Consider the following 23,101-nt stretch of genomic DNA (forward strand, 5'->3'; position numbering starts at 1 on the left):
GGGAAGGGTGAGCAGCCTCGCGTGCACTCGGTGTGCGTTCTGGCCGTTGCTCGCTCGGCCCTCGCTCTAGGCTTCCGAGTGGCCCGGGGGCGGTCTCAGCGCCCCCGGGCCACCGGGCATCAGGCCAGGGCAAGGCTCACCCGACGGTTGACCAGGTCCAACTGCAGGATCCGGACCGAGACGGTCGCGCCGAGCTCAGGCTCGGCCGACCACTCCGACTGGTGCAGCAGGCCGTCGACGCCGTCGTGCAACTTGACGAAGGCGCCGAACGGCACGATCGACGTGACGATTCCGTTCACCGGCGTGCGCGCGCACTGCTGGGTCAGGAACTGCTGCCACGCCGACTCCGGCGTGATCTGATGTGGTGTGCTCATGTGATTCACCTCCTTCCGCCGCGGAATTCGTGCGTTTCCGCGGTGGGTGGCGGGCCCCTGGCCCGCCCGGCGATCACAGAACTGCCGGGAACCCGTCTCGCTCGTGGCCCATGGCCGACCCGGCAGTCACGCGAGGACCGTAGCAGCAGGAGATCACCGGCTCAATGCCGACGGACGAGCGCCGGACCAGCGTGGATGTGGCCGTCCGGCCGCCACGGGGCACTCCGACCGGCGCAGTCCACACCCTCCTCACGTCGGTCGAACACCCTCGGATAACGCGTAAACTGCACGATTTCCGTGCTTACGACCAGACGAGGGCAACTCGGATGGGTGATACCGATAGTCGTCAAACAGTCAAATACGGAGGCCTGGTCGGACGCGAGCGAGAGCTCGAGCGCATCCGGTCCTTCGTGGCCCGTGCAGCCGCCGACGGCGATGCGCTGCTGCTGTCGGGCGAGCCCGGCGTCGGGAAGACGGTGTTGCTGGACGCGGCGGCGGAGGAGGCGTCGGCCGCCGGCGCGCGGCTGCTTCGTGCCGCAGGGGCCGAGTTCGGCGCCGACGTCACGTTCGCCGGACTCAACCAGCTGCTCCTCCCCTTGGGCGAGGACGTGGGGCAGCTCGGCGCCGCGCACCGCCGCGCGCTGTCGGCCGTGCTGGGCATCGGTGACGAGGCAGGGGGCGTCCGGCTGACCGTCTTCACCGCGGTGCTGGCGCTGTTGTACCGAGCCGCGGTCGATCGTCCGCTGCTCGTCGTCGTCGATGATCTGCATTGGCTCGACAGGTCGAGCGCTGCGGTGCTCGGCTTCGTCGCCCGTCGCCTCACCGGTAGCCGGATCGGGCTGATCGCCGCGTCGAGAACGGCAGGTGAGAGCTTCCTCGACCACGGTGGGCTGCCGGAGAACGAGGTGCTGCCACTCGACGAGGCGGAAGCGGCAGGCCTGCTGGGTGCCTACTTCCCGATGCTCGCCCCACAAGTGCGTCGGCGCGTGCTGGCCGAGGCCCAGGGCAACCCGCTGGCCCTCCTGGAGCTCCCGGCGGTGATCAGCACTTCGCAACGCACGGCGCGAGTGGCGTTGCCGTCGGTTCTGCCGCTGAACCGGCGGCTTCTCGCGCTCTTCGCGTCCCGGGTCGCCGACCTCCCCGCCGCCACCCGACGTGTGCTTCTGCTCGCCGCCCTGGACGGAACCGGTGACCTGGGCGTGCTGCAAGCCGCCGCCCGCGGTGGGAGCGGGTTGCCGGATCTGCAGCCGGCTGAACGAACGCGGCTGGTGAACGTCGACCAGGGCACGCGCAGGCTCCGCTTCCGTCACCCGCTGGTGCGATCAACCGTGGTGGAGTTCTCGAGCGAGGTCGAGCGACAGTGGGCCCATCGGGCGCTGGCCGAGGCCTTGACGAACCAGCCGGAGCGCCGCGCCTGGCACCTGGCCGACGCGACGCCCTCGCCGGAGGAGCCCGTGGCCTCCCAGCTCGAGCGTGCTGCCCAGCGGATGCTCGCCCGGGGTGACGCGGTCGGTGCCACCGGTGCTCTGCTCCGGGCAGCCGAGCTCAGTCCGCGCGGAGCCGACCGCAGCCGCAGGCTGGCCGAGGCGGCGTACGTCGGGGTGGACGTGACCGGTCAGCTGCACACCGTTCCGCAGCTGCTCATGGATGCCCGCCGGGCGGACCCCGACCACGGCGGGTCGCTCGGGGCCGCGGTCGCGACCGCCTACCTGCTCCTCAACGAGGAGGGGGACGTCGACACGGCCCGCCGCCTGCTCATCGGGGCGATCGAGGCCAAGGACGGCGAGTACCGGGCCGACGACCGGGCTCTCATCGAAGCGCTGTACACGCTGTTCCTGGTGTGTTTCGTCGGCGCCAATCGTCAGGAGCTGTGGGAGCCCTTCGACGCGGCCGTCGCGCGGTTGACGCCGCGCCCCCCGGCGATCCTTTCGCTCTGCGTGGTGACCCTGGGCGACCCCGCACGTGCCACAGCTGAGCAGATGTCCGAGCTCGGGACGATCATCAGCCGGCTTCCGGACGTGAATGATCCCGCCCTGATCGTCTGGATCGGCAGGGCGGCGTTCTTCGTCGATCGCATGACGGCGTGCCGGGAGGCACACTGGCGGGTCATCCATGACGGGCGTCGTGGCGGGGCGGTGGCCTCGGCCATCGGCGCGCTGATCAACCTCTGCATCGACGACGTTTTCACCGGCCGATGGGACGAGGCGCAGCAGCTGGTCGACGAAGGCCGCGTTCTGTGCGCTCTCCACGGCTATCGCCTCCTGGAGTGGCCGTTCTGGTACGGCGAGGCTGTCGTGGCGGCTTGGCGAGGCCATGTCGACAGGGCGCTGGAGCTCACGGACCGGATGATGCACTGGGCGACCCCACGCGGTGTGGAGCTCGTGCGGTCGTATGCGCAATACGTTCGCGCCACCGCCGCTCTCGGGCAGGGCGACGCCGAGGAGGCCTACCAGCAGGCCGCGGCCATCAGCCCGCCGGGCGTTCTTGCCCCCCGCCAACCGATGGCGCTCAGGGCGGCGATGGACCTCGTCGACGCCGCGCTGCGTACGGGTCGCCGCTCGGACGCCGTTGCGCATGCCGCCGCGATGGCCGAGGCGGGTATCGCCGCGCTCTCCCCGCGGCTGGCCCTCGTGGCGCTCGGGTCGGCGGCCATGGTCGCCCCCGACGACGCCACCGTCGGGCTGTTCGAGCGGGCCCTCGCCGTTCCGGGAGTCGAGCGCTGGCCGTTCGACCTGGCGCGGGTCCGTCTCGCGTACGGCGAACGACTGCGCCAGCACCGGGCCAACTCGTCGGCGCGGGTGCAGCTCACCGCGGCTCTCGACGCGTTCGAACGCCTCGACGCCCGACCGTGGAAGAAGCGGGCAGGCCTCGAGCTCCGCGCCCTCGGGGCCGGGGTCGCGGCGGCCGAGGACTGCGGTGCCGACTCCCTCACCCCGCAGGAACGGGTGATCGCGATGCTCGCCGCCACCGGCCTGACGAACAAGCAGATCGGGCGGCAGCTCTATTTGTCGCATCGGACGGTCGGGGCGCACCTGTACCGGGTCTTCCCCAAGCTCGGGATCAGCTCCCGGGCGGCGCTCCGCGACGCGTTGCGGCCCCAGTACTGAACGTCGATCTTGAGCTCCTTTACCTGACCGTAGTAACTTTTACTCGTGTCAGTAAGATCCGATCCGGAGCGGTCCGTCACCACCGTCGCCCGGCGGGCGCAGATCGTGTCGGCCGCGATCGCGACGATCGCCGAACTCGGCTTCGCGAAGGCATCGTTCGCGCAGATCGCACGCCGGGCCGATCTGTCGAGCACGCGGTTGATCTCGTACCACTTCGCCGGCAAGGACGACCTCGTGGAGGCGGTCGTCGCCGAGGTGTTCACCGTGGCCGGCCGCTTCATCGAGCCCTACGTGCTGGCCGAGTCGACCCAGGCGGGCAAGTTGCGCGCGTTCATCGAGGCCAGCGCCCGCTTCTACTCCGAGTACCGCCAGCACGTCATCGCCGTGCGTGACATCTGGGTCCGGTTCCGCACCGGGGACGACCTGCTCCGGTTCGGCCTGCACACGCACGAGCCCGAGTTCCAGGTGGTGGCCGAGATCTTCGCCGCTGGTCAGGAGTCCGGGGAGTTCCGCCGATTCGACGCGCGGACGATGGCCATCACGCTCCGGCACGCACTCGACGGCCTGGCCACCCAGGTGTCCGCCGATCCCGATCTCGACGTGGATTCCTACACGCGGGAGCTCGTGCAGATGTTCGACCGGGCGACGCGACGCGATCCCGAGTGTGACGAGTAAATCGACGACTGTGCCACAGTGCTGACGTGGCGCCGGGGGGAATGGCGAACGTGGAACTGACGCGATACCAGCAACTACTCATCGACGATCCGCTGTGGCTGATTCTGCTGAAGGTCGTGGCGCTGTTCGCGCTCGGCCTGCTGTTCACGATGTTCATGATCGTCACGGAACGGAAGGTGGTGGGTCGGATGCAGCAGCGTCCGGGCCCGAACCGGGTGGGCCCGGGCGGTTGGCTGCAGAGCCTCGCCGACGGGCTCAAGCTGGCGTTCAAGGAAGACATCATGCCGGTGATGGCCGATAAGCGGGTGTATTTCATTGCGCCGGTGATTTCGACGATTCCGGCGTTCGTGGCGTTCTCGGTGATCCCGTTCGGTGGCGAGGTGTCGATCTTCGGCGAGCCGACGGTGTTGCAGTTGGTGGATCTGCCGGTGGGTGTGCTGGTGGTGCTGGCGTGCTCGTCGATCGGGGTCTACGGGATCGTGCTGGGCGGGTGGGCGTCGGGGTCGCCGTATCCGTTGCTGGCGGCGTTGCGCAGCGCGGCGCAGGTGATCTCGTATGAGATCGCGTTGGGGTTGTCGATCGTCGGGGTGATCCTGTATGCGGGGTCGTTGTCGACGGCGGACATCGTGTCGGCGCAGAGCAGCGGGTGGTATCTGCTGTTGCTGGCGCCGAGTTTCGTGGTGTTCGTGATCTCGATGGTGGGGGAGACCAACCGGGCGCCGTTCGACTTGCCGGAGGCGGAGTCGGAGTTGGTGGGTGGGTTCCACACCGAGTATTCGTCGTTGAAGTTCGCGCTGTTCTTCCTGGCCGAGTACGTGAACATGGTGACGGTGTCGGCGATGGCGACGACGTTGTTCTTGGGGGGTGGGCAGTGGCCGTGGCCGTTGTCGTTCCTCAATGCCAACGGCTGGTTGCAGTTCGTGGCGTTCTTGATCAAGACGTTCATCTTCTTGTTCGTGTTCATCTGGTTGCGGGGGACGTTGCCGCGGTTGCGGTATGACCAGTTCATGCGCCTGGGTTGGAAGGTGCTGGTCCCGGGCAGCCTGTTGTGGATTTTGATCATCTTCGCGATCCGTACCTATCGCACCAGTGGCACGGGCAGTGTCACGACGTTGCTGGTGGCGGTGGGGATCGGGTTGGCGGTGGTGTTGGTGGTGGCCTTCTTGGTGCCCGACCGCCGGGTCGAGGAACCGGTGATCGAGTTGGCCTCGGACTACCCGGTGCCACCGCTGGACCTGACGGTGCCCACACGGCCGCGCCACAGGCTACGGCCCCGCCCGATCGAGCCCGAGTCCGAGCACGAGGAGCCCGTCCGGTCCGGTTGAGCGGCCGTGTCAGGTGGCCAGGGCGGCGTAGTCCGGCAGGTCGAACTTCGTCGCCAGCGATGTGGTGCTGGCGACGAGCATGCGGCGCACCAGGCTGCTGCGGAACATGCCGTTGCGCAGCCGCAGGCGCATGGCCGTGGACGGCGCGAGGAACTGCCCCGGGTTGGAGGCTCGTTGCCAGCGCCCGGCGTAGCTGCGCAGACGACGTTCGTAGGCGGCGAACGCCGTGCGGTGGTCGCCGCCGGCCGCGGCGAGCTCACCGGCCAGCACGTAGGCGCCGACAACGCTCGTGCCCACGCCCATGCCGCCGAGCGTGAGCCCGAACCCGGCATCGCCGAGCAGGGCGACCCGCCCGCTCGACCAGTGGTGCACGGTGACCCGGCTGATCGAGTCGAAGTACAGCTCCGGTGCCTCACGCAGGGAGTCGAGCAGCCGGGGAACGTGCCAGCGCATACCGGCCAGTGCGTCGGCGATCAGCTTCTTGTGCTGGTCGATGTCGTGCCAGTCGTACTCGAGGCGCGGAGAGGCGAACACGACGAAGGCGCCCGCCCGTCCGAGTTCGCGCTGGTCGGCGGCGACGCTCGCCATCCGCCCGGGCACGTTGTACTGCTCCGGCGTGGTGCCCACGCGGAGGTCGTTCGGGAGATCCCAACCCGCGAGGTAGTAGCCGAGATGCCGGACGTACTCCGCCTCCGCGCCGAAGGCGAGGCGGCGCACCCCGGAATGGAGCCCGTCGGCGCCGATGACGACGTCGAAGGTCCGTGACGCGCCCCGGGCGAAATCGACGTGCACGCCCTCCGCGGTGTGGGCGAGCTCGGTGACGGCATCGTCGAACAGGTACTCGGCGCGGTCGGCGCTGTGATCGTGGAACACGCGGGACAGATCGCGCCGGAGCACCTCGATGTCGCCGCCTGCGAACTCGGCCGGTAGCTCGAAGATCTGCCGGCCCTCCTCGTCGACGGCCCTCATCGCGCCTGCGTGCGTCTGGAGGGCGCGCAGTTCGTCGAGCACGCCCATCTTGGACAGCACGCCCAGATGTGTCGGCCCGCGGAAGTCGACGGCGAATCCGCTGGTCCGCAGGGCGGGCGCCACCTCAACCACCGTGGTCGTGGCGCCGAACCGCGAGAGCCAGAGTGCGGCCGCGGGCCCGGCAACCCCCGCTCCGGAGACGAGTACGCGCAGGCCGTGCAGCGGAAGGTTGCTCATGTCGGTCTCCTCAAGAAACTGTGTCCGATAGACACTGTGTACCATAGACACGGTTTCGTGGCGTCGGCAAGCACGAGGAGCGGTGATGGCGGTCGGAGACCAGACAGGCGACCACGCAGAAGTGCTCGCCCTGCTCTGGGGGCAGCGACCACAACCGCGGCGTGGTCCTCGCCCCGCCCTGAGCCTGGAGGTGATCGCGCGGGCCGGCATCGAGATCGCCGACGCCGACGGAATACCCGCTGTGACCATGCAGCGGGTGGCCGAGGCGCTCGGCTTCACGAAGATGTCGCTCTACAGGTACGTGCCCGGCAAGGTCGAGCTCGTGGCGCTCATGACCGATACGGCCCTCGGCGAACCGGTGCGGCTCGACGCGGTCGCCGGGGGATGGCGCCCGCAGCTGCACGAATGGGCCACCCAGATGTTCGACCGGTTCTGGCGTCATCCGTGGGCACTGGAGACCACCGTCGGTGCGCGACCGATGGGGCCCAATGAGATCAGCTGGTTGGAGCAGGCCGTCGCCGCCCTCTCCGGCACCGGGCTCGACGGCGGCGAGATCCTCGACGTCGCCGTCACGCTCGTCGGTCACGTCCGCACCATCGCCCAGCAGGGAGCGGCGACCGCGAGTGAGAGCCCCGAGCACACGATGGACTCGGCGATCGGGGCTCTTCTGCACGGCCACGAGGAACGGTTCCCCGCACTCGTGGCGGCCCTCGACTCCGCACGCAGGAACGGCGCACAGGACCAGGCCCTCGACTTCGGTCTGAACCGCATCCTCGACGGCGTCGAGGTCCTCGTCACCAGCCGCTCCGGGCGTTCCGGCTAGCTCCAGGCTTCCCGCGGCGTCACGTCGTGGCGACGCCGTCCGCGACCACGCAGGCCAGGTTGTCGGGCGCGCCGACGGCATGGGCGTGCTCGACGATCCGCGTGACGACGGCGCCGGGGTCGTCCTCGCGCATCGACTCGCGAAGCGCGCTGTCGTCGAGCACGGCGTGCACCCCATCGGTGCAGAGCAGGTACCGATCGCCCACCCGTGCCTCCCGCAGCTCGACGTCGGGGCGCTCCCCGGAGTTCAGCGCGCGGACGAGCAGCGCCCGCTGCGGGTGGGACGCCGCCTCGGCGATGGTCAGCCGCCCCTCGTCGACCATCGACCGGACGAGGGTGTGGTCGGTGGTGATCTGGTACGTGACGCCGTCGCGGAGCAGGTAGGCGCGGGAGTCACCGACGTGCACCAACGCGAGGCGCGACCCGGACCGGACCAGCGCGGTGAGGGTCGTCCCGGACGGCGGGCCGATCGCGGTGACGGCAGCCGCTGCCTCCGACAGCGCGTCGTCGAGGGCGTTCAGCACCTCGCCGGCAGACACGCCGGCCCGGGCCAGCGCCCCGATGGCCGCTCCACTGGCCGACGGCCCTTCCGCCGGGCCGAAGCCGTCGGCGACGGCGAGCAGGCCGTCGTCGGCGTGGACCGCATCCTGGTTCGCCTGCCGTACCAGGCCGCGCTCGCAGGCCGAGGCCCAGCGCAGGGTGATCGTGGTGGTTGCGTCGGTCATGGCTGTGTCCTTCCCGGACAGGTGATCGACGAGGGTGGTGGCGAGCTCCCGCCGAGCGGAGATCTCGATCTCGACCTCCTGCCAGTACGAACCGACAGCGTCGGCCGCCGCCTGCCGTGGCAGGGCGATGACCTGCGCGATCCTGGCCAGGGGCATCCCGAGCCGCCGCAGCCACGCCACGAGCCGTGCCCGTTCGAGCTGGTCCGGTGAGTAGTACCGGTAACCCGACGCGGGGTCGACCTCGACCGGGCGCAGCAGCCCCAGCTCGTCGTAGAGCCGCAGTGCCTTGGGTGACAGCCGTGCCGCACGGGCGAACGCGCCGATCGTCAGCAGCTGCACGGTCCCTCCTCGTCCCGGGCCGAATGCCCGGTGCGACGAGGCTGTGGGCTGCCCCGGGGGCAAGGTCAACCCCGTTCGGGTCAGATCTTCGAGCCTGCTCCCGACGGTGCGCGTGCGCTCTCGTGCAACTGCGCCCGTTCGCGCAGGCGGAGGTCTTCCGCGAGCGTGCACACAGCCTGGTCGATCCGGCGCAACACGCGGCTGACGGCGAGCCGTTCCAGCCGGTGCGGGTCGGGCTGGCGCGACGCGTCGGACTCCGCGGCGTCGATCACGTCCTCGGCGGAGCGGATCTCGCGGGGATCGCGTTGGAGCACGGCCCGGCGCAGCCCGTCGAGGTTGGCCTGCACACGATCGACCGCCGGGCACAGCGCCGACCATCCCGGTGCATCCACGTGGTCGGCGAGCCGCGCCATGAAACGGGTGTAGTGGTCGACGGCGCTCAGCACCTGCACCATGCGGTGGTAGCTCGATCGTCCCCGCCGCCACGGCAGCGGGCTGTCGAGCGGCGCGGCCCGGGTGCGCAGGGTGGCCATCGTGTCGTGCACGTTCTTCGCCAGCTCCACCGAGTGCTCGGCCGACTCTCGCCCGAGGATGCGGTCGACCGACGTGGTGAGCACCGCGTCGACCGCGTCGACGTACTCGTCGAGAGCTTCGCCGAACGCCTCTCTGGTGCGCTTGGGCAAGATCAGATAGCTCGCGAGGATCCCCAGCGCAGCGCCGAGGGCGGTCTCCTCGATCCGCAGCACCAGCGTGGCCACGCTGAACTGCCCGATCAGGCCGTAGAGGATCGCGAGCACGGCGGTGATCCAGAACGCCAGCAACGACGGCGAGAGCTGCACGACGTAGATCGCGACGAAGATGCACGCGAAGAGCAGGATCAGGGCGGCCAGCTGGCTGCCGGACACCAGGAGGGCCAGGCCCATCCCGGCGAGCACGCCGCCGATCGTCCCGAGGATGCGTCCCCATCCGCGGCTCAGCACCTCGCCGCGGCTGGTGGTGCCTGCGAAGACGAGGAAGGCGGTGATGACCGCCCAGTACCAGCGAGAGGGCGACAGGAGTTCACCGGCGACGATCGCGAGGCTGGTGGCGACCCCCACCTGGATGGCCTGACGGGTGGTCAGGAGGATCCCGCGGGGTGCTGTGGCCTCGTCCGCGGTCTCGGTGCTGCTGTCGCTCGGTGTGTACTCGGGTATCGGAGGCGCCCCGGGATGGCTCTCCGAGACCTCGGGAACCGGCTGGTCGGGGCACCGCAGGGTCCTGATCGCCCGGGCGAGCCGCGTCACCGCGAACGCCACCCGCTGCACGCGGTCGCCGTACCCGCGTGTCTCCCCGACGATGGGGTCGACGCTGCGCTCGGCTCCGTCGAGCAGTGCCGCGACCATCGCGTTCGGTGTGCCGGTGGCGGTGGCGGCCTGCAGCCCGTGCAGCCCGTCGAGAAGCATCCGGCGGGTGTCGTGCGACAGCGAGATGCCGGCCGTGAACACACGCTCGCTCGACACGGCGAGACGTTCTGCGGACAGCTCGGCGTCGAGCACGCGCAGAGGCACATCGCCTGCGGTCGGGCCCGATTCCTCGGACTGCGCCGAGTCGTTCCGGGTCGCCGTGGCCGACACGAGGAGCGCGGTCTCGTTCAGCCGCGCGTGCTTGCGATGCAGATCGCGCAGGTCGCCGTCGAGCTTGTCCGGCTCGTCCGCGAACAGGTCGACGACCGCGCCGACGAGGTCGTGCACACGGGCGTCGAATGCGTGCAGCTGCCGGACGAGGGTGCGCCCCGGCCGTTCGGAGAACAGGAAGCCCCGCAGCAGCACGCTCGACCCGACGCCGATGGCGGTGGCGAGCAGCAGCCAGGGCAGCTGGTCGGGCGCGGCGTGCAGGAACTGCGTGAAGAAGTAGGCGTTGAAGGCGGCCATCCCGAGCGCGGACCCACGTGGACCGAACCTGCGGATGTAGACCGCGCCGACCATCACCGCGACGAACACGATGTCGGCGAACAGATGGTGGGGCGCCAGCAACGTGCCTGCCGCGACCGCGGCGCAGGCCGGCACCGCCATGAGCGCAGTGGTGACCCGCAGGCGGACCAGCTCGGGCTCGTTGACCGAGACGACGCAGATCATCGCCAGCACGGCGGAGAGCAGAACCACGGTGACGGGCAGGTTCGCGATGAGCGCCGTGATCCCGGCGGCGAGCGCCATCGACCCCGTACCGATCGCGGCGAGCCGCAGTCGGACCAGGCCCGGATCGATCGCGGTCAGCTTGGTGCGGAGCTCCCCGACCCACGACACCAACCCAGTCTTGCACGGCGGTGGCCTGCGAACGGGCTGCTGAGGTTTCCTGCCGGTGACGGCAGTAGTCGTCGCGAACCGGCGGGAAGGGGGCGGATGAGCGTGCAGAGCCGCAGTTCACGGGGGTGAGCGTGAGATCGACCGCCGCGAGGTTCGCGGCAAGCCGGTCGGGCGCCGTGCGCCGAGGATCACGCTGCCCAGGCCCGGGTGGGTCGCGGGACCGCGTCGCTCAGCACATGATCAGACGGCGCAGCCACTGCTCACGGGCTCGTCGGGCCACGACGGCGAGGGCCGAGTTGGGGACGAACGTGTCGAAGCCGTGGAAGGCACCGGGCCAGACGTGCAGCTCTGCCTGCACGCCTGCGGCCCACAGGCGCGCGGCGTAGTCGACGTCCTCGTCGCGGAAGGTCTCGGTGGAACCGCAGTCGATGAAGGCACTCGGAAGACCGGACAGGTCGGTGGCTCGTGCCGGTGCCGCGTAGGGGCTGACGCTGTCGGTGCCGCACTCGGCGCCGAGCAGCGCCGCCCATGCCGTGGCGTTGCTGATCGCGTCCCAGACGCCGACTCCGACGAACTGCTGCGCGGACAGACTGTCGTTGCGGTCGTCCAGCATCGGGCACATGAGCAGCTGGCCGGTCAGATGCGGCCCACCACGGTCGCGGGCCAGCAGGGCGAGCCCCGCCGCCAGACCGCCGCCGGCACTGACTCCGGCCACGAGCAGCGAATCCTTGTCGCCGCCGATGCGGTGAGCGTTCTGTGAGATCCAGAGCAGACCCGCATAACAATCCTCGATCGGCGCTGGATGCGGATTCTCCGGGGCGAGCCGGTACTCGACGGTGACCACCACGACCCCCAGCCGTTCGATCCAGTCGAGAACGAGATCGATCTGGCTGAACCGGTCGCCGAAGAGGTAGCCGCCACCATGTGTGAAATACACGATGGGCGCGTTCGGTGCGGAATCGGGGCGGCGCAGAACGGAAAGGATGACGGCTGGTTCTGTGGCGAGGCCGGGCGCCTGAAGGTGCTCGACGATGATCGGGCGGTCGTGTATGAGGTGCTCGATCGGAACCGCTGACTTCGCTGTGCGAATGCGGCCTTCCGGCACCATCTCGGGGGTGAGCGATGCCGGGACATCGGCGAGCAGCGTGGTACGCGCCATCTCCAGCTCCGGGTCGAACGGGGGGCGAGGAAGCAGCATCGGGCACCCATCAGTCCAGTTCGACTGGTGTGGGGCGACGGTGGACAACGTAGTCACCATCGACTTGTAATCACCCGCCGAAGTTACTTCTGCGCGCATCGTATCCGACCGGCCGGGCTATGTCAGGTGGATCCGCTCACCGGTAGATACAGGCGAATTGAATGATTATCGGTATTAGTAATGAAGATCTGTTTTATGATCAACCGGCCCTTCCGGGTGGCTCGCTGCTGATAGGCGATTCGCCGTAGTTGTCGGCAAGGGGCTCGGCCGGTGTGGGGATGGCGGAGACGAGCGGGCGGGCCGCTGTCCGAGGTGGTCGGAACCGGCGAGGCGGCCGGTCCGGGTGACCGAGGCCGGCCGGAGGTCGGTCGGCTCCATGCTCCCACCGGGTCCCGGGCTGTCGCGTCGTCGTGCTCGTCGGCGTGGGCCCGGCGGTGACCAGCAGGTCGTCGCGGGCCGGTGATCGCAGCGATCGGGTGCCGCCGTGGCTGCTCGGCCCGGCATGGCCATGACGTCGAGGAGTCGAGGCCGCTTCTGGACGTGGTGGGGCGGCGTGGTGATCTATTCGCCGCAGGTCACCCACACCGGGACGGTTCGGCTCGCTCTCGTGCGCGTCGCTGCCGACAATGGAGTAGATCGAGATCGACATCAGGTCCACTCGACGGACGCCTGAATGTAGCAGCCGGGAGACCTGGATTCGGTTGCCTTCGGGTTCCGAATTTTAGCAATGCTGATAAGCGTGGCGTCACGTTCGGTAGCGGCGTGCCCCTATCGTGGGCCGAGGCGGCCGGACCGTGGAGTGAAGCGGTTACCAATCGCGCGGCGGCCGTGGTGATTTGTGGCGAAAAGGGTGGATTTCTGGATTGATCGCCGCGTTCGCCGGCTGCCCCGATCGTGCCTGCCGGAGTGCTCTGACTTACGTACGTCTCCACGCTCGGGCCATCCAATTCGGGGTCCGATCGGTGCGGACTACTTGCCCGAAAACTTGGGTAACACCGCTCGCGTCGACTTCGAGGGCGTCTTCGCCGAACTCGTCCAGATTGAATGTCAAGAATGGAGAGGCGTGTGCGTCGAGGATCTTCATTGTTGGTTCGGGTGTGGTTGGTCTGGCGACGGGGCGGGGGTTTGTGGAGGCGGGTCATGAGGTGAGTTTTGTTGATGTTTCGCGGGGGCGGGTGGAGGAGTTGCGGGGGTGGGGGTTGGATGCGTCGTTGGGTGTGGAGTTGGGTGGGGTGTCGGATTCGATCATTTTTTTGACGTTGCCGACTCCGCATGTGGGGTGGGCGTATGACTTGGGGGCGTTTCGGGCGGGGACCGAGGCGGTGGGGCGGGCGTTGGCCGGTTCGTCGGGTCGGCACACGGTGGTGGTGCGTTCCACGGTGGTGCCGGGCACGACCGAGGGGGTGGTGCGGGAGGTGTTGGAGCGGGCGTCGGGGTTGGTGGCGGGGGTGGGGTTCGGGTTGGCGGCCAACCCGGAGTTTCTGCGGGCGGTGTCGGCGGCCGAGGACTTTCGGCGGCCGTGGATGACGGTGATCGGGTCGCGGGATCCGGAGACGTGTGCGTTGTTGGAGGGGGTGCTCAAGCCGTTCGGGGGTGAGCTGCGGGTGTTCGCCGATCCGGCGGAGGCGGAGTTCGTCAAGTGTGCGCACAACATCTTCAACGCGGCGAAGATCAGTTTCTGGAATGAGATGTGGCTGGTCGCCCGCGAGTTGGGGGTGGCGTTGGATCCGATCGCGGCGACGGTGGCCCGCTCGGCGGAGGGCTCGTTCAACCCCGAGTACGGCATCCGGGGCGGCGCCCCCTACGGCGGGGCGTGTCTGCCCAAGGACACCTGCGGGTTCCTCGGGTTCGCCGCGCAGCTGGGGGTGGCGATGCCGCTGCTGGAAGCGGTGGTGGCCACCAACGACCGCCTCGAAGCCCTGGTCAACCAGCACACCGACACCACCCCCACCCCTACGGTCCCGGACGGGGTGCCCCGCACCCCGACCAGCGCCCCCGCCGGCACGGTGTCGGGTGGGGTGTCGGGTGTTGGGCGGTCATGAGTCTGCCGCTGTACTACTACCTGCTGGGCACCCCGCTGGGGGTGCTGGGATTGGTGCGCTGGTCGTGCTGGCTGGTGCGGCGGGTGCCGGCGGTGTTGTACCGCCCGATCGAGAACCAGCACCGGGCCAGTGTGAGTGTGGTGGTGCCGGTGTATCAGGAAGACCCCGCGGTGTTCACCGCGGCGATCGAATCGTGGCTGGACAACGACGTGCACGAGGTCATCCTGGTCATCGACGCCTCCGACACCACCTGCCGCCAGATCGCCACCCGCTACCCGGTCACGGTGCTGGTCACCGAGGTACCCGGGAAACGCGACGCGCTGCGGCGGGGCTGGAACGCCGCCACCGGGGACCTGGTCGCGCTGGTGGACTCCGACACCATCTGGGCGCCGGACGTGGCCGAGCAGGTGTGCAAACCCTTCGCCGACCCCCGCATGGGTGGGGTCGGGACCCGCCAGAGCGTCTACGGCTCGTCGGGGTTTCTGGCCCGGATCACCGACATGTTCCTCGACCACCGCTACTTCGACGAGAACGCCTCCCAAAGCCTGCTCGGCCAAGCCGTCTCCTGCCTGTCCGGGCGCACCGCGGTGTACCGGCGGGAGCTGCTGCTGCAGGTCGAACACGAGTTCATGCACGAAACCTTCCTCGGCGTGCCGTGCCTGTCCGGAGACGACAAACGCCTGACCACCCTGATCCTCGAACGCGGACACAAAACCTTCATGCAACGCTCCGCCGAGGTGTGGTCAACCTTCCCCGACCACTGGCGGATCTTCATCCGCCAACGCCTGCGCTGGGCCCGCAACACCTGGCGCTCCGACCTACGGGCACTCTCACGCCGCTGGGTCTGGCGACACCCGTTCCTGGCCTACACGATGATCGACAAGGCGGTGTCGAGTTTCACGCTGTTGCTGGGGTTGGCGTTCATGATCGCGTCGATTGTCGAGCGGCAGTGGGTGTTCGTGATCGTGCTGGCCCTGTGGTGGCAGATCAGCCGGTCGGCGAAGCTGTTGCCCCACCTGCGGCGGCGTCCGTCCTCGTTCTTCTACATCCCCGGCTACATCGCCATCTCCTGGCTCATGGCCGTCATCAAGATCCACGCCCTGGCCACCATCCGCCAACAACGCTGGCTCACCCGCCAAGTCGCCGTCGAAAACGGCACCGTCGTCCGCACCAACAACGAGCCGGAGGAGATTCCGGCATGACGCGCGTATACATGAGCATTCTGCTCGTCACTTTTGTGGTCGCGGCGTTCCTCGGAATCGGCACGGGCACCGCCGCCGGTGCACCCCCGCTCGTGCCCATCGCCTGGTCGGCTCCGGTGCAACTCGCCCCCGAGGACCAGCGGATCCGGAAGCAGTGGGAGGACCGGGGCCGTCCGAACAAGATGGTGATCGTGCGGGACACCCGGATCGATGTGGTGACCGATGGGCAGGTGTCGCAGCGGGTGCCCTCGGGCTCGGCCGCGCTGAGCCTCGCGGCATTGGACCGCATGCTCGCCCCGGGTTGGCTGACCATCACCGACGGCACCGCGGAGCTGGGGGCCACCATCGTGCTGACCAGGGGAACCGCATTGGATGTCAGCGGCGTGCGCACCCTGAGGCTCACCGGCGGCGACAGCACGACGCAGACCGCGTCGATCTACACCGGTGGTGGCCGCTTGAGCCTGAGCGGGGTCACGGTCACCTCGTTCGATCCGGCCACCGGGAAGCCGGTGCCCCTCGCACCCGGACGGCCGTCGATCGTGGCCGCGGCCGGCGGCAGGCTGGAGGTCACCGACTCCACGATCAGCGACCTGGGCACTCCGGCCAACGAGGTCGACAACGGCCGGCCCGCGGTCGCGTTCAACCCCGCCAGCAGCGGCTCGCTGGTGCGCACCACGCTGCAGCGCAACAGCACCGGCGTGGAGCTGTCCCGGTCCGACGGCGTGCGCCTCGAGGGGCTGACCGTCACCGAGTCCACCGGCGACGGCATCGTCTTCCGCGGTGACAGCGGCACGACGATGACCGAGGTTCATGCCGAGCGCAACGGCCGTAACGGCCTACTGTTCACCATGCTCAGTGCCGACCGCCGCCCCGCGGGAAGCACGAGCCGTCCGGTGGCATCCGTGACGGGCCGCCGCATCACGGGTGTGTCCACAAAGGGCAACGGTGAGTACGGCATGGTGCTGGTCGGCCAGCAAGGCGCGCATGTCATCGGAGTCGCCACCACTGCGGACAAGGCCGGCGGGCTGCGAGTGAGCCGGTCCACCGACACGCTGATCGCCGGCTTCACCGCCACCGATCAGCCGGTCGGCTTGTTCACGCACATCAACACCACCAACACAGTGCTCGAAGGGGTGCGAACGACGGGTGGGCGCCGTGGCGTGGTGGCGGAGAAGAGCACGCAGGGGCTGACCATCACCGGCTCGAGGTTCCACGGCGCCCGGGTGGCCGGGATCTCGGTGGGTGGCCAGGACGTGCAGCTCACCGACGTGCGCGTGAGCGACTCGGGCACCGGCGTGCGTATCGAGCGCGGTGCCCGCAAGATCACGTTGACCGGGCTCACCCTGATCGGCGGGCACCACGGCGTCGTCGCCACCCCGAACACCACCGGCGTGGTGGTGCAGGACCTGGTCGCCGAACACGTCGCCGCCGACGCCGTGCGCACGTTCAGCCCGGACACCCGCATCATCGGTGGTCGCATCACCGGCGGCGCCACCGCGATCGACGTCGCCGCCGCGGCCACGATCTCCGGCACCACCATCAGCCAGTCCAGGGAAGGCATCCGCACCCGATCGACCCAGCCGGTGCACGCCCACAACATCGACGTCACCACCAGTTCGCTGGGAATCAACGCCGCCCCGGGCAGCCCCTTCACCCTCACCGCGTCCCGGGTGCACGCACTCGAGGCGGTGCGCGGCCAGGTGGGTCAGCACGGTATCAACGAGCTGAGCCTGCCCCCGCTGAACCTGCTCGGGGCGATCGGCGTCCCGCTCATCCTCCTGGCGTTCGTGCTGGAGCAGGTGCACGTTCGCCGACTGCGACGCGCGGGAGCCGATACGAGGCGTCGACCACCACCCGCCTACCCCCCTCCCACGCCGAAGCGATGATCCGCAGACACGTCGTCGAACAACCCGCCGGGCCGACCTCGCCCCGGGCGGGGGGCTTCCGTGGCCGGGTGCTGCGGATGCACCGCCCGGCACGGTACGGGCGCGGACGTATCCGGGGCCGGATCGCCGCGGGTGTCGTGGCGGTGGCGGCACTGGCCGCGTGCCAGGCCGCGCCGCCCGCGGAGCGCGTGACGTCGGTGGACCCCGAGGTGATCCCGGCGAAGCTCCAACAGTTCCTGGGCAACCAACTGAGCTACACCGACCACGGCGACTTCGGCCTCGACCACGCCCAACTCCTCACCACCACCCCACCCGACCGGAAACTCCTGCGCATCACCTACCCCGCAGGCTCCGCCAGCCGATCCGCCGGCGGCACCGACGGCGGCGCCCAGGCCTACCTCGAACTCCCCCACCCCACCGACGCCCTCGACCTGCGCTACCAACTCCGCTTCCCCGCAGGCTTCGACTTCGTCAAAGGCGGCAAACTCCCCGGCCTCTACGGCGGTACCACCACCAGCGGACAACAGATCCCCGACGGCACCAACGGCTTCTCCACCCGCTACATGTGGCGCGCCGACGGCAACGGCGAGATCTACGCCTACCTGCCCACCTCCCGCAACCACGGCACCTCCCTCGGCCGCGGCTGCTGGCAGTTCACCCCCGGCACCTGGACCACCCTGCGCCAACGCGTCCAGCTCAACACCCCCGGACTCAGCAACGGCCGCATCACCGTCTGGCAGGACGACAACCTCGTCCTCGACCACACCGGCCTGCGATTCCGCACCACCGACCAACTCCGCATCCAAGGCCTGTTCTTCTCCACCTTCTTCGGCGGCGACGACACCACCTGGGCCACACCCACCGACCAACACACCGACTTCGCCGACTTCACCCTCACCACCGACACCCCTCCGCCCGACACGCCGGCGCCCGACACCCGCCCGATGGCCGACGCGGACTGCGGAACGGGCGACGCGTCATGACCCGGCGGGCCGGCGAGCAGCGGTGGCAAAGAGTGCTCGCAGAGGTGACGGACCGGTGGACATCGCGCGAACGCGGGTCGTGGCGGTAGCCGTTCCGTCACCCTGGGGTGTTAGCGTCCCGCCGTCAGCGTCGCCGTGGAGCCCACCGCGGCTCGCCAGTCCATCTTTCGGAGGCGACCGATGAGCGGCCCGAACATCGACCCTGCGGCAATCCCCGACGGACCGATCGCGGCGGGTACACCTGCCGCGGAGGCCCAGGAGCACCCCCCGGTCTGGGATGTCCGCGGCAAGCGCTGGGATTACGTCGCCAAGCTCGGCGGATGGGTGTGCGAGCACGACGCAGGCACCCTGAGCCGCGACATCGGCTCCATTCCCGTGGAGTTCCAGCCCACCTACGGCTACCCGCCGCCGCACCCGCCGGCTCTTCCTGCCGACCCGCTGTAGCGGATCCGTCAGGAGCTCGCTGCCGGCGCCCAGCGCAGCAGCGCCGCCACCCCGTCCTCGACCGGACGGCCGACGAGCCCCGTGCGCCCTCCACCGAGGGGCTGGAACGCCGCTCCCGAGCCTGCGGCGGCGCGCAGCAGCGCCGAGTCCACGGGAACCTGGCCCACCGGGTCGTCCCCCATGGCCTCGAGCTCCTCGCGTTCGAGAGCGACGTGGGTCGAGGGCTCGGCGATCCACACCTGCGCGGCACGCTCGATGCCGCCGTCGAGCAGCAGGGTGTCGACCTGTTCGGCCCGCAGCGCGGCCAGGACCGGTCGGATTCCCTGGGCGAAAGCCCCGTCGGGGCGGGCAGCGACCTGGTCGAGGTGATCCAGCACCGCGAGCCGTTCGCGGGTGCTCGCGTCGTGTGCCGCCGTGTCGACCGCCGCCTCGAGCTCAGCGTTGTCCGCGCCGGACGGCATGCCCGAGTGCTCGATCTCCACCGCGTACTTCGCCGACTCTTCTCCGAGGTTGTCGTGGAGCAGCCTGCGTGACTGCGCCTCACCGGCCAGCACGACGAGGCGCGCGCCCGTTTCGACCACGCGCCGGTCGACGCGTTCGGCGACCTCGCGGACGTTGCTGCGCCAGGTGTTCTCGACGGTGTGCTGCATCTTGAGGTGTTTCCACCCGCCGCCGCGCACCTTGTGCAGCGGGTGCTCCTCACCTTCGAACTCCTCGACGGGTTCGGGTTCGGCATCCGCGTCGCTCGGGTCGGCGAGCAGGATCTCGCCGCCACCCTTGTCGACGCGCACGACCACCGCGGTCATCGGTTCGGGCAGCTGCAGCAGCATCGGGAGGAGGTCGGGTGCCCCCCAGGTGGCCGAGGGCTGGTCGGGTGGCTCGGGGAGGAAGCGGTCGAGTGGCACCTCGTCGCCGCGCGCGACGAGCACCCGGCCTGCGCGGCCCGCGGCCCGCCGGCCGTTCAGAACGGCGTCCTCCAGCGCGTCCAGCGCTCTGGCGTCTGCGCCCTGCCCCTCCAGCGAGGTGCGGCGCTCCTGCCAGCGCAGGCGCAGAGCGTGTTCGGCGTCCTCGCTGTCGTGGGAGGCGTCGAGGTACACGGTGGCGCAGGGCTCGGAGGGTTCGGTCAGCCGGCGGAGGAAGTGCAGGTCCACGTGGATCGGGTACCCCTACGCCCCTGGACGAACCGCTGTCGCAAGCACCGCCATCGTGTCGGACAGGTTGTCCGATCGGAGATGGGAGAACGTGCGGCAGGCGCGGTCACCGGCTGCCGAACTCCCACTCCGTTCCTGTCCATGCTCAGGGAGCTTGCGGCTCTCATCCGCAGGATCGTGGACACCGCGCCGGGCGACCGCTGAGGGACCAGCCTCGCCGTCAGCTTGCCGATGCCTTGTCACCGGTGGGCGTGATGACGAACCAGGTGTTGTCCAGGCCGCTCCGTCCGGCGTTCGGGTTGCCGCCTTGGTCGTCCCGGTTGCGGTAGAGGGGCCATCCGGCGAGCGTGAGCTGGGTGGTGCCCTCGGGGCGCGTGATCGTGCCGACCGCGCTGGGGTCGACGCCGAGGAGCTGGGGCTTCTCACCCGCGGTGACCAGCACCGGCAGCCACGACTGGGCGCACTCTCCGGTGCAGTTCGATGTGGGCGGGTTGGCGCTGTCGGCGTCCGACCGGTACATGAGGTGCCCGGAGCCGTCGGTCGTGACGACGCCGAGCGGACCGGTCTGCACGGCCCACAAAGCCGGAGCACTGGACTCGTGGCCCTGGTGTTCACCGTGCTCGCCGTGCCCACCCGGTTGCTGCGCACCGCTCGGTGCGGCGGCAGGCGGCGCGGCCGGAGCCGGGGGTGGCGCGGCGGTGCAGCCGGCGACGGCGAGCGCGCCGGCGGCCAGGACGGAACCGATGAGTGCGAGCCTGGAACGGGACACGGCTCCCGATCCTCTCGCTAGGCCCTTTCGGCGTCGACCCCCGGGGGTCGATGTCATTCCTCGGGTACCTCGCGATCGATCTCGTCCAGCCAGATTCGGGCGGACATGTCGGAGGGGGCGCGCCAGTCGCCGCGGGGGGAGAGCGATCCACCGGCGGAGACCTTCGGACCGTTGGGAAGGGCGGAGCGTTTGAACTGGCTGAAGCTGTAGAAGCGCTTCGCGAAGACCTGCAGCCAGTGGCGGATCTCGGCGAGCGTGTAGGACGGGCGCTTGTCGGCGGGGAATCCGGAGGGCCAGTTGCCGGCGTCGGGGTCGTGCCAGGCGTGCCACGCCAGGAACGCGATCTTCGAGGGGCGGAACCCGTAGCGCAGCACGTGGAACAGGGAGAAGTCCTGCAGGGAGTACGGGCCGACCATGGCCTCGCTGCTCTGGACCTGCTCGTCCTCGCCCGTAGGGACGAGCTCGGGGGTGATCTCGGTGCCGAGCACGGACTCCAGGACCTCGCCGACCTCCGGCTCGAACTGCTTGGAGCTCACGACCCAGCGGATCAGGTGCTGGATCAGGGTCTTGGGCACCCCGCCGTTGACGTTGTAGTGCGACATCTGGTCGCCCACGCCGTAGGTGCTCCACCCGAGCGCCAGCTCGGAGAGGTCGCCGGTGCCGAGCACGATCCCGCTGCGCTGGTTGGCAGCCCGGAACAGGTAGTCGGTGCGCAGACCGGCCTGCACGTTCTCGAAGGTGACGTCGTACTGCGGCTCGCCGCGGGAGAACGGGTGGCCGAGGTTCGTCAGCATCAGCCGGGCGGTGTCGGTGATGTCGATCTCTTCGAAGGTGATCCCGAGCGCCTGCGCCAGCCGCATCGCGTTGCCCTTGGTGTGCTCGCCGGTGGCGAAGCCGGGCAGGGTGAAACCGAGGATGTCGCTGCGCGGGCGGCCCAGGCGGTCCATCGCCTTCGCGGCGACGATCAGGGCGTGGGTGGAGTCCAGCCCGCCGGAGACGCCGATCACCACCTTCGGTTGCCCGATCGCCCGCAGCCGCTGCTCGAGCCCGGAGACCTGGATGCTGTAGGCCTCGTAGCAGTCCTGCTCGAGCCGCGACTCGTCCGCAGGCACGAACGGGAACCGCTCGATCTCCCGGCGCAGCCCGATGTCCCCGCGGGGCGGGTCGAGGCGGAACTCCACACGCCGGAACTCGTCCGTGCGCGCGGAGTGGTGGCGGCGGTTGTCGTCGAAGGTGCCCATCCGCAGCCGTTCGGCCCGGATGAGGTCGAGATCCACGTCGGCGACCGAGCGTCGCTCACCCTCGGGGAAGCGCTCGGTCTCGGCCAGCAGCACGCCGTTCTCGTAGATCATGGTCTGGCCGTCCCAGGCCAGGTCGGTGCTCGACTCGCCCTCACCCGCGGCGGAGTACATGTAGGCGGCGAGGCACCGTAACGAAGCCGAACGGCAGAGCAGCTTGCGGTCCTCCGCGCGTCCGATGGTGATCGGGCTGCCCGACAGGTTCGCCAGCACCGTGGCACCGGCGAGCGCTGCCTCCGCGCTCGGCGGCACCGGTATCCACATGTCCTCGCAGATCTCCACGTGCAACACGAGCCCGGGCACGTCTGTGGCGGTGAACAGCAGGTCAGGGCCGAACGGGACGTCCACGCCCGCGTCCGGGCCACCGATCCGGATCGTCGTGACGATGTCATCGCCGGGCGCCAGTTGGCGGCGCTCGTAGAACTCCCGGTAGGTCGGCAGGTACGACTTCGGCGCCACGCCCAGCACCCGCCCGCGGTGGATCACCACGGCGGTGTTGTAGACGCGATGGCGGAACCGCAGCGGCGCACCCACCACCAGCACCGGGAGCAGGTCGGCCGACCCGGTGACCACGTCGAGCAACGCCTCCTCGACGGAGTCCAGCAGCGTCTCCTGCATCAGGATGTCCTCGATCGAGTACCCCGACAGCGTCAGCTCGGGGAACACCGCCACCCCGACGCCGTCGTCGTGGCACTCACGCGCGACGCGCAGCACCGCCTCGGCGTTGGCGGCCGGAACGGCGATCGAGGTCTCGGTCGTGCATGCCGCCACCCGGACGAACCCGTGGCGGTATGCGGAGTGGAAGTCCATGCGAGCGGAGACGACCTTCCTCGTGAGGGCAACACCGGGATCCTGCTTGCAAGTGTGCCCTTCCTGCGGGGCGGGGGAACGTCAGCCGCGCTGCGGGTGCGGTCTTCGTCCGGTTTGGAGCCGGTCGCGTGCCGGGTACCGGGAGTACACGATCTCGGGGGGAGCTGGGCGCATGGGCCGGGTGGGTGGAGTGATCGTCGTCCTGTGGCTGGTGATCGGGTTGCTCGCGGCCTACCAGCGCGGCTACTTCGAACGGTCGGAGGTGAACTGCGCCGAGCTCGGAACGGTGCTGGTCACGATCGTCGTCGGGCCGTTGAACTACCTGGGAGTGAACCCACGGATTGAGTGTGAGGTGCCCCGGCCGTCGCCGTGAGACCGTCAGAGCCGTCGCCGTGAGACCGTCAGAGCCGTCGCCGTGAGACCGTCAGAGCCGTCGCCGTGAGACCGTCGCTGCCGTCGCCGT

At 69.7% G+C, this 23,101-nt stretch carries 18 protein-coding genes; 10 read left to right on the top strand and 8 right to left on the bottom strand.

Annotated features, from left to right (window positions below; translation table 11 throughout):
• Positions 1–119 precede the first annotated feature (119 nt).
• A complete protein-coding gene (locus tag ACQPZQ_RS00985; protein ID WP_433291028.1) occupies positions 120–374 on the bottom strand; it encodes a S1 RNA-binding domain-containing protein in 255 nt (84 codons plus the stop codon).
• 326 nt (positions 375–700) lie between these two features.
• Here ACQPZQ_RS00985 and ACQPZQ_RS00990 point away from each other — a divergent pair, with 326 nt between their 5' ends.
• From ACQPZQ_RS00990 to nuoH, 3 genes are read left to right on the top strand one after another with little or no spacing between them, the layout of a single operon-like run.
• Positions 701–3,481, top strand: coding sequence for an ATP-binding protein (locus tag ACQPZQ_RS00990; RefSeq protein WP_433291030.1), 2,781 nt, complete (start codon positions 701–703; stop codon positions 3,479–3,481).
• Positions 3,482–3,526: 45 nt separating this feature from the next.
• Positions 3,527–4,156 (top strand): TetR/AcrR family transcriptional regulator, encoded by a 630-nt coding sequence (locus tag ACQPZQ_RS00995; RefSeq protein WP_433291032.1) that lies wholly within the window; start codon positions 3,527–3,529, stop codon positions 4,154–4,156.
• Between the two features lie 56 nt (positions 4,157–4,212).
• Positions 4,213–5,481, top strand: coding sequence for an NADH-quinone oxidoreductase subunit NuoH (gene nuoH / locus ACQPZQ_RS01000; protein ID WP_433299708.1), 1,269 nt, complete (start codon positions 4,213–4,215; stop codon positions 5,479–5,481).
• 9 nt (positions 5,482–5,490) lie between these two features.
• Here the strand turns inward: nuoH and ACQPZQ_RS01005 are convergent, their stop codons facing one another.
• Entirely contained in the window at positions 5,491–6,687 is a 1,197-nt protein-coding gene (locus tag ACQPZQ_RS01005) for an FAD-dependent monooxygenase (protein WP_433291034.1), read from the bottom strand.
• Between the two features lie 85 nt (positions 6,688–6,772).
• Between ACQPZQ_RS01005 and ACQPZQ_RS01010 the strand changes: the two genes are divergently transcribed.
• Positions 6,773–7,510 (top strand): TetR/AcrR family transcriptional regulator, encoded by a 738-nt coding sequence (locus tag ACQPZQ_RS01010; RefSeq protein WP_433291036.1) that lies wholly within the window; start codon positions 6,773–6,775, stop codon positions 7,508–7,510.
• A 19-nt stretch (positions 7,511–7,529) separates the two neighbouring features.
• Here ACQPZQ_RS01010 and ACQPZQ_RS01015 read toward each other — a convergent pair whose 3' ends face one another.
• From ACQPZQ_RS01015 to ACQPZQ_RS01025, 3 genes are all read right to left on the bottom strand, one after another.
• Complete coding sequence (locus ACQPZQ_RS01015; protein ID WP_433291038.1) at positions 7,530–8,573, bottom strand: MerR family transcriptional regulator; 1,044 nt, start codon at positions 8,571–8,573, stop codon at positions 7,530–7,532.
• Between the two features lie 80 nt (positions 8,574–8,653).
• Positions 8,654–10,855 (bottom strand): FUSC family protein, encoded by a 2,202-nt coding sequence (locus tag ACQPZQ_RS01020; protein ID WP_433291040.1) that lies wholly within the window; start codon positions 10,853–10,855, stop codon positions 8,654–8,656.
• 229 nt (positions 10,856–11,084) lie between these two features.
• Positions 11,085–12,053, bottom strand: a complete 969-nt coding sequence (locus ACQPZQ_RS01025; RefSeq protein WP_433291042.1) for an alpha/beta hydrolase — start codon at positions 12,051–12,053, stop codon at positions 11,085–11,087.
• 1,232 nt (positions 12,054–13,285) lie between these two features.
• On the opposite strand from ACQPZQ_RS01025, the gene ACQPZQ_RS01030 reads away from it, so the two are divergent.
• From ACQPZQ_RS01030 to ACQPZQ_RS01050, 5 genes are all read left to right on the top strand, one after another.
• Complete coding sequence (locus ACQPZQ_RS01030; protein ID WP_433299710.1) at positions 13,286–14,095, top strand: hypothetical protein; 810 nt, start codon at positions 13,286–13,288, stop codon at positions 14,093–14,095.
• Positions 14,092–15,297: a glycosyltransferase gene (locus ACQPZQ_RS01035; protein WP_433291044.1), complete on the top strand. Its 1,206-nt coding sequence runs from the start codon at positions 14,092–14,094 to the stop codon at positions 15,295–15,297. Before ACQPZQ_RS01030 ends, ACQPZQ_RS01035 begins: the two co-directional genes overlap by 4 nt.
• A complete protein-coding gene (locus tag ACQPZQ_RS01040; RefSeq protein WP_433291046.1) occupies positions 15,294–17,183 on the top strand; it encodes a right-handed parallel beta-helix repeat-containing protein in 1,890 nt (629 codons plus the stop codon). Before ACQPZQ_RS01035 ends, ACQPZQ_RS01040 begins: the two co-directional genes overlap by 4 nt.
• On the top strand, positions 17,180–18,166 hold the full coding sequence (locus ACQPZQ_RS01045) for a polysaccharide lyase (RefSeq protein WP_433291048.1): 987 nt from the start codon (positions 17,180–17,182) through the stop codon (positions 18,164–18,166). The genes ACQPZQ_RS01040 and ACQPZQ_RS01045 overlap by 4 nt, the downstream gene beginning before the upstream one ends.
• A gap of 180 nt (positions 18,167–18,346) precedes the next feature.
• Positions 18,347–18,610 carry a hypothetical protein gene (locus ACQPZQ_RS01050; RefSeq protein WP_433291050.1) on the top strand — a complete coding sequence of 88 codons (264 nt, stop codon included), beginning with the start codon at positions 18,347–18,349 and terminating at the stop codon, positions 18,608–18,610.
• A gap of 8 nt (positions 18,611–18,618) precedes the next feature.
• On the opposite strand, the gene ACQPZQ_RS01055 is transcribed toward ACQPZQ_RS01050, so the two are convergent.
• The 3 genes from ACQPZQ_RS01055 to ACQPZQ_RS01065 all read right to left on the bottom strand — a co-directional run bounded on the left by ACQPZQ_RS01055 (position 18,619) and on the right by ACQPZQ_RS01065 (position 22,638).
• The gene (locus ACQPZQ_RS01055) at positions 18,619–19,761 is read right to left on the bottom strand and encodes a Vms1/Ankzf1 family peptidyl-tRNA hydrolase (RefSeq protein ID WP_433291052.1); all 1,143 of its coding nucleotides are present in this window, start codon (positions 19,759–19,761) and stop codon (positions 18,619–18,621) included.
• 220 nt (positions 19,762–19,981) lie between these two features.
• A complete protein-coding gene (locus ACQPZQ_RS01060; protein ID WP_433291054.1) occupies positions 19,982–20,530 on the bottom strand; it encodes a hypothetical protein in 549 nt (182 codons plus the stop codon).
• A gap of 53 nt (positions 20,531–20,583) precedes the next feature.
• Entirely contained in the window at positions 20,584–22,638 is a 2,055-nt protein-coding gene (locus ACQPZQ_RS01065; protein WP_433291056.1) for an NAD(+) synthase, read from the bottom strand.
• Between the two features lie 172 nt (positions 22,639–22,810).
• Here ACQPZQ_RS01065 and ACQPZQ_RS01070 point away from each other — a divergent pair, with 172 nt between their 5' ends.
• The gene (locus ACQPZQ_RS01070; protein WP_241040357.1) at positions 22,811–23,011 is read left to right on the top strand and encodes a hypothetical protein; all 201 of its coding nucleotides are present in this window, start codon (positions 22,811–22,813) and stop codon (positions 23,009–23,011) included.
• Positions 23,012–23,101: the final 90 nt, after the last annotated feature.

This window comes from Pseudonocardia sp. CA-142604 (assembly GCF_050948475.1).
GTDB classification, from domain to species: domain Bacteria; phylum Actinomycetota; class Actinomycetes; order Mycobacteriales; family Pseudonocardiaceae; genus Pseudonocardia; species Pseudonocardia alaniniphila.

Bases quoted from the DNA above. Each gene is read 5' to 3' on its own strand.
- ACQPZQ_RS01070 (WP_241040357.1), top strand. From the start codon at position 22,811: ATGGGCCGGGTGGGTGGAGTGATCGTCGTCCTGTGGCTGGTGATCGGG.
- ACQPZQ_RS00990 (WP_433291030.1), top strand. From the start codon at position 701: ATGGGTGATACCGATAGTCGTCAAACAGTCAAATACGGAGGCCTGGTC.
- ACQPZQ_RS01005 (WP_433291034.1), bottom strand. From the start codon at position 6,687: ATGAGCAACCTTCCGCTGCACGGCCTGCGCGTACTCGTCTCCGGAGCG.
- ACQPZQ_RS01045 (WP_433291048.1), top strand. From the start codon at position 17,180: ATGATCCGCAGACACGTCGTCGAACAACCCGCCGGGCCGACCTCGCCC.
- ACQPZQ_RS01010 (WP_433291036.1), top strand. From the start codon at position 6,773: ATGGCGGTCGGAGACCAGACAGGCGACCACGCAGAAGTGCTCGCCCTG.
- ACQPZQ_RS00985 (WP_433291028.1), bottom strand. From the start codon at position 374: ATGAGCACACCACATCAGATCACGCCGGAGTCGGCGTGGCAGCAGTTC.
- ACQPZQ_RS01035 (WP_433291044.1), top strand. From the start codon at position 14,092: ATGAGTCTGCCGCTGTACTACTACCTGCTGGGCACCCCGCTGGGGGTG.
- ACQPZQ_RS01050 (WP_433291050.1), top strand. From the start codon at position 18,347: ATGAGCGGCCCGAACATCGACCCTGCGGCAATCCCCGACGGACCGATC.
- ACQPZQ_RS01040 (WP_433291046.1), top strand. From the start codon at position 15,294: ATGACGCGCGTATACATGAGCATTCTGCTCGTCACTTTTGTGGTCGCG.
- ACQPZQ_RS01065 (WP_433291056.1), bottom strand. From the start codon at position 22,638: ATGGACTTCCACTCCGCATACCGCCACGGGTTCGTCCGGGTGGCGGCA.
- ACQPZQ_RS01025 (WP_433291042.1), bottom strand. From the start codon at position 12,053: ATGCTGCTTCCTCGCCCCCCGTTCGACCCGGAGCTGGAGATGGCGCGT.